The sequence below is a fragment of the Nostoc sp. NOS(2021) genome (assembly GCF_017115025.1).
In the GTDB taxonomy this organism is placed as follows: domain Bacteria; phylum Cyanobacteriota; class Cyanobacteriia; order Cyanobacteriales; family Nostocaceae; genus Nostoc.
Genome location: NZ_JABXKM010000245.1, coordinates 1 through 7589, shown reverse-complemented (window position 1 = coordinate 7589; position 7589 = coordinate 1). Strand labels below are relative to the sequence as shown.

At 40.3% G+C, this 7589-nt stretch carries 10 protein-coding genes; 6 read left to right on the top strand and 4 right to left on the bottom strand.

Features of this window, described 5'->3' with window-relative positions:
- Nucleotides 1–186: 186 nt before the first annotated feature.
- Complete coding sequence (locus HWQ41_RS25850) at nucleotides 187–1566, top strand: serine/threonine-protein kinase (protein ID WP_292769471.1); 1380 nt, start codon at nucleotides 187–189, stop codon at nucleotides 1564–1566.
- Nucleotides 1567–1801: 235 nt separating this feature from the next.
- On the opposite strand, the gene HWQ41_RS25845 is transcribed toward HWQ41_RS25850, so the two are convergent.
- Entirely contained in the window at nucleotides 1802–2716 is a 915-nt protein-coding gene (locus tag HWQ41_RS25845) for a DUF3365 domain-containing protein (RefSeq protein ID WP_292769469.1), read from the bottom strand.
- 181 nt (nucleotides 2717–2897) lie between these two features.
- On the opposite strand from HWQ41_RS25845, the gene HWQ41_RS25840 reads away from it, so the two are divergent.
- On the top strand, nucleotides 2898–3752 hold the full coding sequence (locus HWQ41_RS25840) for a PhnD/SsuA/transferrin family substrate-binding protein (protein WP_292769467.1): 855 nt from the start codon (nucleotides 2898–2900) through the stop codon (nucleotides 3750–3752).
- Between the two features lie 173 nt (nucleotides 3753–3925).
- Here the strand turns inward: HWQ41_RS25840 and HWQ41_RS25835 are convergent, their stop codons facing one another.
- Entirely contained in the window at nucleotides 3926–4303 is a 378-nt protein-coding gene (locus HWQ41_RS25835; RefSeq protein WP_292769465.1) for a hypothetical protein, read from the bottom strand.
- Nucleotides 4304–4430: 127 nt separating this feature from the next.
- Here HWQ41_RS25835 and HWQ41_RS25830 point away from each other — a divergent pair, with 127 nt between their 5' ends.
- Both HWQ41_RS25830 and HWQ41_RS25825 read left to right on the top strand, forming a co-directional pair.
- Nucleotides 4431–4619: a hypothetical protein gene (locus HWQ41_RS25830; RefSeq protein WP_292769464.1), complete on the top strand. Its 189-nt coding sequence runs from the start codon at nucleotides 4431–4433 to the stop codon at nucleotides 4617–4619.
- Nucleotides 4620–4695: 76 nt separating this feature from the next.
- Nucleotides 4696–5346 (top strand): Abi-alpha family protein, encoded by a 651-nt coding sequence (locus HWQ41_RS25825; protein WP_292769462.1) that lies wholly within the window; start codon nucleotides 4696–4698, stop codon nucleotides 5344–5346.
- 189 nt (nucleotides 5347–5535) lie between these two features.
- On the opposite strand, the gene HWQ41_RS25820 is transcribed toward HWQ41_RS25825, so the two are convergent.
- Nucleotides 5536–6306 (bottom strand): hypothetical protein, encoded by a 771-nt coding sequence (locus tag HWQ41_RS25820; protein ID WP_292769460.1) that lies wholly within the window; start codon nucleotides 6304–6306, stop codon nucleotides 5536–5538.
- A gap of 246 nt (nucleotides 6307–6552) precedes the next feature.
- Between HWQ41_RS25820 and HWQ41_RS25815 the strand changes: the two genes are divergently transcribed.
- The gene (locus HWQ41_RS25815; protein WP_292769458.1) at nucleotides 6553–6753 is read left to right on the top strand and encodes a hypothetical protein; all 201 of its coding nucleotides are present in this window, start codon (nucleotides 6553–6555) and stop codon (nucleotides 6751–6753) included.
- A 42-nt stretch (nucleotides 6754–6795) separates the two neighbouring features.
- Nucleotides 6796–7146, top strand: coding sequence for a type II toxin-antitoxin system VapC family toxin (locus HWQ41_RS25810; protein WP_292769456.1), 351 nt, complete (start codon nucleotides 6796–6798; stop codon nucleotides 7144–7146).
- 73 nt (nucleotides 7147–7219) lie between these two features.
- Here the strand turns inward: HWQ41_RS25810 and HWQ41_RS25805 are convergent.
- Nucleotides 7220–7589: ATP-binding protein (locus tag HWQ41_RS25805; protein ID WP_292769454.1), on the bottom strand; the 370-nt coding region annotated here is incomplete at its 5' end.

Below are 7589 nucleotides of genomic sequence, written 5' to 3'. Positions count from 1 at the left end.
ATTCTAAAACTGGTTACCTTGAGGGGTCTTACCCTCAATTCGCCAGCAGTATCCTTCAAGAAGTCGGGGATCTGAACACCACTAACCTCTCAAAACTTTTGGGACAGACCACTACTTTCTGTCTCAACCTTATCAAAGCTGGTAGTTGTGTCAAGATTAATTTGAGGAATTAAGGCTTGTGACACAATGTTAGGACAATTATTAGACGGACGTTACCAAGTCCTCCAGATATTAGGTGGAGGTGGATTCGGTCAAACCTACATAGCCCAAGATACCCATCGGCCAGGTTTCCCAAAATGCGTTGTCAAACACCTTAAGCCCGTCACTCGTAGCCCTGAATTTCTCGAAACTGCCAGACGGCTATTTACTAGTGAGGCAGAAACACTAGAACAACTGGGTACCCATGACCAGATTCCTCGGCTTTTAGCCTATTTTGAAGACAATCAAGAATTCTTCTTGGTGCAAGAGTTCATTGAAGGGCATACTCTGAAAGCAGAACTGTTCCCCAATAAACCTTGGACAGAAGAGAAAGTAATTGAACTGCTCCAACAGGTGTTGGGTATTCTGCAATTTATTCACAGCCACAACGTTATCCATCGAGATATCAAGCCGGACAATATAATCAGGCGGCAACAAGACGGCAAGTTAGTGTTGATTGACTTTGGTGCTGTCAAACAAGTCCAAACTCAACTGCTCACAATTGCAGGACACACGGGGGCTACTATTATCATTGGCACCCCAGGATATATGTCTACAGAACAGGGGCAAGGTAAGCCCCGCCCCAACAGCGATATTTATTCCTTGGGGATTATTTGTATTCAATCGCTGACGGGGTTACATCCGATAAACTTTGAGGAAGACCCAGATACAGGAGAAATTTCTTGGCAGCATCAGGCTAACGTCAGTTCTGAGTTGGCATCTGTGCTATCTAAGATGGTGCTACACCACTTTAAACAGCGCTATCAGTCTGCGGCTGAAGTTCTACAGGTGCTTAAGCATTTGGATACTAAAGTAGAAGCGCAATCACTTCAACCACCATCTTCTACACAACCGCCTCAAGCCTCACTTTCTCAACAAAACTCAATTGGATATTCGCCTGCTTCTATCCTGTCTCCAGAAAATTACAACCGCTTAGAAAAAATTCTCTTGGAATTTGTCGGCCCCGTGGCCTCAAGATTACTACGACAAGTTGCAGCATCAGCGCCCAATTGCGAAGAATTAATTAGTCAATTGGCCCTTCATCTTCGAGAAAATCAACAAATTGATTTTAAGAAGAAAACAATGTTTCTACTAGAGAAACCGACTCTCCTACAGGAACTTACTGTTAAGTCGGAAATAAAGTCAAATAATTTATCAAGTCAAGAGCCTCAACTAATCAGCGATAGCTTTGTGCATCAGTGTGAGCGGGAATTAGCTGATTTTCTTGGCCCAATAGCTAAGTTTCTAGTCCAAAAAGCTGTTAAATCTTCTGGGCAAATTTCTCGTGCAGAATTTGTGAAAATTTTAGCAGCACAAATTCCCGAACCTCAAAAAGCTTTGCAATTTCAGCAGCGTCTACTTTCTTGATTGTCCACATAAGTAGCTGGGCGTAAATAAATTAAAGTTTGTAGTAAGGACTTTAGTCGAATGGCACTAAGAAAAGGCCAAAGACTTATGTCACCTCGTTCCCAGCCTGGAGGCTGGGAACGAATTCTGAGGGGCTGCTGCCTCTGGTCAAGAAAGAGAAGGCGGCAGCCCTCCGGGAATGGGTTCCCAGCCTGGAGGCTGGGAACCAGTCAAAAATCCAAAATCTAAAATTGTGTCAGCTTTCGCTATTCAGCATCTCCAGAGCTATTTTTAAGCTAGCTTTCATCCGATTAAATGCTTCTGCTAACCCGCCAATTTCATCATTAGAGCTTTCTTCAAAATCAGCACCCATATCACCAACGCTAACTTTTTGGGCGATTTTCTCTATTCTTCTGATGCGCTGAATCACATATTTTGTGATTAAGAAGTTAATTAATAAAACTACGATCGCAAAGATAGTAATTAAAAGTCCCATTATCAATGTCCAAGTCCGTTTGGCATTGGCAAAAATATCTTCAGAAGGAACAGAGATTATCTGGGCAGAAACAATCTGATTGAGTTGCCAGCCAAAACCATTTTCCGAGCCATAATTTACCAACTGACTCTTAGGAGCCTGATCTGGTGTAGAATGACATCGCAGACATTGCGCTTGTGTAATCTTTAGTGGTCGCGCAATGTAAAATACTTCGTTTTCTGACAAGTTACGATAGCCTGTAATTTCTAGAGTCTTGGGTTCGTTGCGAAAACGCTCTACAAGTTGAGTTTCAAAATTATCAGCTTTATCCGCTAAATTAGTTGGATTAAGTGTTGCATCTTTATGAAAAAAGTTTTTATATTCAGGCTTTTTCCGAAAATTCTCAAAAACCTCTTTAGAGGAAAAAGTTGGTACTACTTCAGGCATGAACGTTGGGTTAGTATATAGTCTAGGTTCTAATAGAGGATCTATACGATTTTGTGTATAATCTCTAACTGCGTTCACCATTTGGATGAGAATCTGTGCTTGAGAAGCCACTTCATTTTGCGCTCTCCCTTGAAGTACACTGGATAAGGCAACGCCACTTCCCACAATACTGGCTATGAAAACTAATATTAAAAGTAAGTTAAATTTAGCACCTATTTTTAAGTTTTTTAACGTAATGTTGTTTAACATAACCTAAGTAACGAAGGTGGTATCTGAGTTTCTCTAATATTTATTTATACCTGTTAGAAAGCATTTCAACAATATTTAAATAAATATTAATTTTTTGCTGTAATATAACCTATTTAGGCAGTAGTCAAATTTATCTAAATTAGTCCTGAAAGCCAAGTTATTTTCTTAACCATAATTAGTGATGTTTGTGCGATTTCCTCGTCGTTTATTTCTGTTTCATCTGCTAGGTTTTACATTTGCTGCCTGCCAACCACGAAAGGAGTTTGAGGGCACGTTAACTGTTGGTGTGATCAACTATGGTGGAGGCGAACAAATAATTAACCAATATGCTAAATTCAATAGTTACTTGGGTGAAAAGACAAATGCATATATTCAGCTAGAGCCTGCTTTTAATGAAAATAGAGCGGTTGAGCGCCTTGAGGCTCGTGCTTGGTCATTGGTATTTGCTCCACCGGGTTTAGCGGCGATCGCGATCGCACGCTACCAATATGTTCCCCTATTTCCTTTAATAGGTATTAGTAATTTGCGTTCAATTTTCGTTGTTCGCAAAGACAATCCGATAACCGACTTGAAACAGCTACAAGGTCAAACAGTGGCTTTAGGCCAGTTAGGTTCAGCAACAGGATATTATTTTCCACTTTACAATCTTTTTGGTACAACACTGGCAGAGATACTGTTTGCACCCACACCCAAAGCAGCGCTGGAATTGGTCGCACAAGGAAAAGCGATCGTCTGTGCTGTTTCGGAGGCTGAATTGAGTCTTTACGGTTCACAGTTGGGCCCAACCGAATTCCGCATACTATTTAAAGACCCTCACTATGTACCATTAGGTGTGGTTTTGATTGGGCCTGATGTAGAACGTAACCGTCAAGAGTTTATCCGCAAAGTGATGAGTGATTCTCCTTCAGGTTTAGCTCAAGAAGTGGGTTATGTACCCAATGGACAAGTACCAGATTACAAATACATGATTTCTCTGGTTGATCGGGTAAGCTCGATTAGTTCCAAGTTGCAAAGTAAACCTGTTCGTTTATTTTAATTAAAGCAATAACAATACTTTCAGCCTTTGTTCTCTCTAAAATGCTCATCTAATGCTCAAATACCCGACTTTCAGCATTTAAACATGGATAATATGTATAAAAATATACTCATTAATGGATTCACAAAAAAAGACCCTTTAAAGGGTCTTGCGGTACTGATTAAAGAATTAACTTATTTACTCAATAATCCAAGTGCTAACTCTAGATACATTTTTGCTTTATGCAAAGCTAACAGCTTCTCTTGAGTGTACCTATCTGGGTAATTCATGATTCTCCCTTCCATCGTAATTTTGATGAGCGCTGCTTGCTCATCAGTAGGAGCATTTATCTCATCTATAGCGTTACTCAGTGCTTGCATAAAAGCAAAGGTAGGAGGTTTTAACCCTTTACCTGCCTCGAATTGAGATAACGCCATTCGAGGGAATACCATCAAGGATGTAATCCATGAGGTCTTGTACCCTTTATTCCCAGTTGGTTTGATGCCGTAGCGTAAGCATAGCTCACTGAGTTCTTTGATGGTTTTGATTTCTAACTCGGAACGCGTAAACATAAAATAGAGTTACCTCTTGTAAAAGTGGTATCGGTGAGCTACAAGTTTTCCAGACAATATGCTCACCGATTTAAAACTCTAATCGATTGCTATCAATCGATTCAACCTATATTTACATCTCTCAACAATGCCTAACCCTAGAGGAACTCCTGAAAATTTAGAACCGGGAAAAAGAAAAGGTGATGAACCATTGACAGAGCAAGTTAATTTGCGTGTCACCAAGACAATGAAAGAAGAATTGTCAACTAAGGATGATCCACCAGAATTTTGTCGCCAAGCTATCCAAGAAAAACTAGATAAGGACAAAAAGAAATAATTCCAAAAAACTCTAAATATAAAAAGCTCCATACTTATCAGGGACTTCTTATCAACGTTAAAGATAAAAGGAACGCATGGATATAACATCAATCATTACTGAAATTTTAAGTGATGCAGATAAGGCGGCGATAACAATTTTAGTTAAAGCCCTCTTTGAAAAAGAAATAATAACGATAGGCAATTTTACAAAAAAGAAACGTGATAACTTGATCGATGCAGTAAAAAGGCTTATAAAAAAACCAACTTTAAAAGATATAAAACCTGAAGAATTGATAGACAAAATAGAAGATATTGAACCGCAAACATTACAACCTATATTAGAAGGTGTACTTATAGGAGATCAAAACGAAGTAATTAGACAGAAATGGATTAATTTATTGGAATCAGCAATATTGGGACATCAAATTCATCCTAGATACATAGAGACGTTAAGACTTTTAAATGGTATAGATGCCAATGTTTTGGAATTTATGTATGATTCTCGTAAAAGAGGAAACCGATTAACTAACTCTGAAATTGTAATAGCCTTACAACAGAGAAAAATAGAAAATGTTACGGAAGAAATGGTAAAAGACAGTTTATATAATTTAGCCGAGATAGGATTATGTGATGTAAATAACTTACAAGGAAAACCAAGATATTCAGACATGGACAGCCAAAACATATACATTAGCCATTTCGGGGGCAAATTTTTATATATGGTTGGCGAAAAAAGTTCTGATTAACAGGTTTAAAATACGGTTTGCAATTTGAGAGCGTCAATGGAGCGACTCTCAAGAATGAATTGAATAAGTAAAACTAATTTTTCTTGAAAGCCAGAGATCCCCGACTTCGCAAAGAAGTCGGGGATCTTGTTTCTCACGAATGATTTAGGAGTGCTATAGTTCGATTTTTGGTAAGTAATATTATCTTGCTCAAAAAAACAATTTGAATCGTGCTAGCTGATTTTGAATCGTCCCTGTGAGGATTTTATTCAGTTCTATGGTGTCTTGGAATTGCAAAATTTGCTGTGTCGGTAAGTCGAAGGGAAATTGCCCTTCCAAGTCTGGGCGTTGCATGTGCGCTAATAGAATCTGTTCAGACCGCTTACTTTGGATGGCATAGCCAATCTCAATACAGACATTGGGACTGGGAATTAATTGAGGGGTTTCTTTACCATCAATACTAGCAATGGCTGTGGTGTCAGCGATGAATAGCAAACTCTTACGGATTTTTCGCATGATCGTGCGGTTAATTCGGAGAGTAGCACCACTGGGGCGAGAGGATTCTACTAATGTTAAAGGAAGGCGCGATCGCAAGTTTAAACTGTCCAAACTTTTTCGCAGTTCTTCTCTGAGAACATTTGTCGCTGCGGCATACTCCGTTTGATAGGATAAAAAAATCGTTGGATCTAACTGAGCCAACACCGCCTGCTTCGTGAAATAAATTTCATGACTAATTAAGTCAATGTTAGAAACGCAATAGCCACCACTACCTTCAATATAAAATTCAATATTTTCCCCTTCCAAATAACGCCCAAACCAAGTTGATTTCTTAACTTCGTCACTTTCTTCCAAAAAGTCTGCTCGCAATGCTGATTTCAGCAGGCTTTTTTTGCTTAAGCGAATGTCTGGCGGACGTTTTTCCAGTTCTGGAATCGGTTCGTAATCCTGTAGATACCACGCTCTAAGCGCAATTATTGACATAAGGCGCTATTTAAACTATTTCTCAGCTATTCAACTTCGTATAATCTTACACCAAGAGGAGGCCCTATTTCAGACTTTTCTTTAAACACAACAATAGCCAAACTTTTAAAATCATCAAAGCCTGAAACGACCTATTTTGGTAAAAGCATACCATGATTAATTTGTAGACTAGAGGGTGAGCCATAATGAACGAAGCCCAAACCTGCGCCGAACTTATTGATTAACAACCACCGAAGAGTTTGACTTATGCTGATCCAGAAGATTGTCCAAGAACTGCAAGATATCCCCGAAGACAAACTAGCAGAACTTTATGACCTAATTCACTACTTTCGACTAGGTTTAAGTCAAGAACGTACACAACCCCGCACCCCTGGTTTATTGAAAGGACAACTCGGCGATGCTTTCTTTGAACCACTGCCAGCAGAGGAACTCCAGCAATGGGAATGAGCTACCTCATCGACACCCATATCCTGCTGTGGTGGCTCTTTGATGACCCAAAACTCCACACTGACTGCCGAGACCATCATTCGCAACCCCGATCATCGCATCATTGTCAGCAGTGCTTCCGCTTGGGAAATTGCCACCAAATACCGCATCGGCAAACTACCCGAAGCCAAACAACTCGTTGAGCAATATTCACAGATATTGCATCAGACTAAATTTATCGAACTTGCCATCACCACAGCCCATGCGCTCAGAGCGGGAAGCCTACTGATTGCCCACCGAGATCCCTTTGATCGCATGATCATGGCTCAGGCTGAAGTGGAAGGCTTGCCTGTTATCACCTACGACGCAGCCTTCCAGACTGGACTGATTCAGGTAATTGCCGACCTCAAGTAAAGACTTTGAACGAAGCCGAAACCCGCGCCGAACTAATCGACCCCGCACTCAAAGCCGCAGGATGGGACATCATCTAGTTAACTTTTTTGGCTGGAGGCTTGACGGGAATCTCAATCCAGAACTCTGTACCTTTGCCAGGTTCTGAAATGCACTCCATTATTCCCCCATGTTTTTCGACAATAATCTGATAGCTAATTGACAGTCCCAGTCCTGTACCCTTGCCTACAGGTTTGGTAGTATAAAACGGGTCAAAAATTCGCTTTTTCACCTCTTCAGTCATTCCAGATCCATTGTCAATAATCCGAATCAACAGACGAGAGTTGTCTACTGAGAGTTTAGTGGAAATGCGGATAGTGGGCACTTGTACTGAGCGTTCCCGAAGTATTAGGCATAGGTTATACTCATTGTCCCCCTTGTCCTCTGTGATCATTTCCTCATTCCCC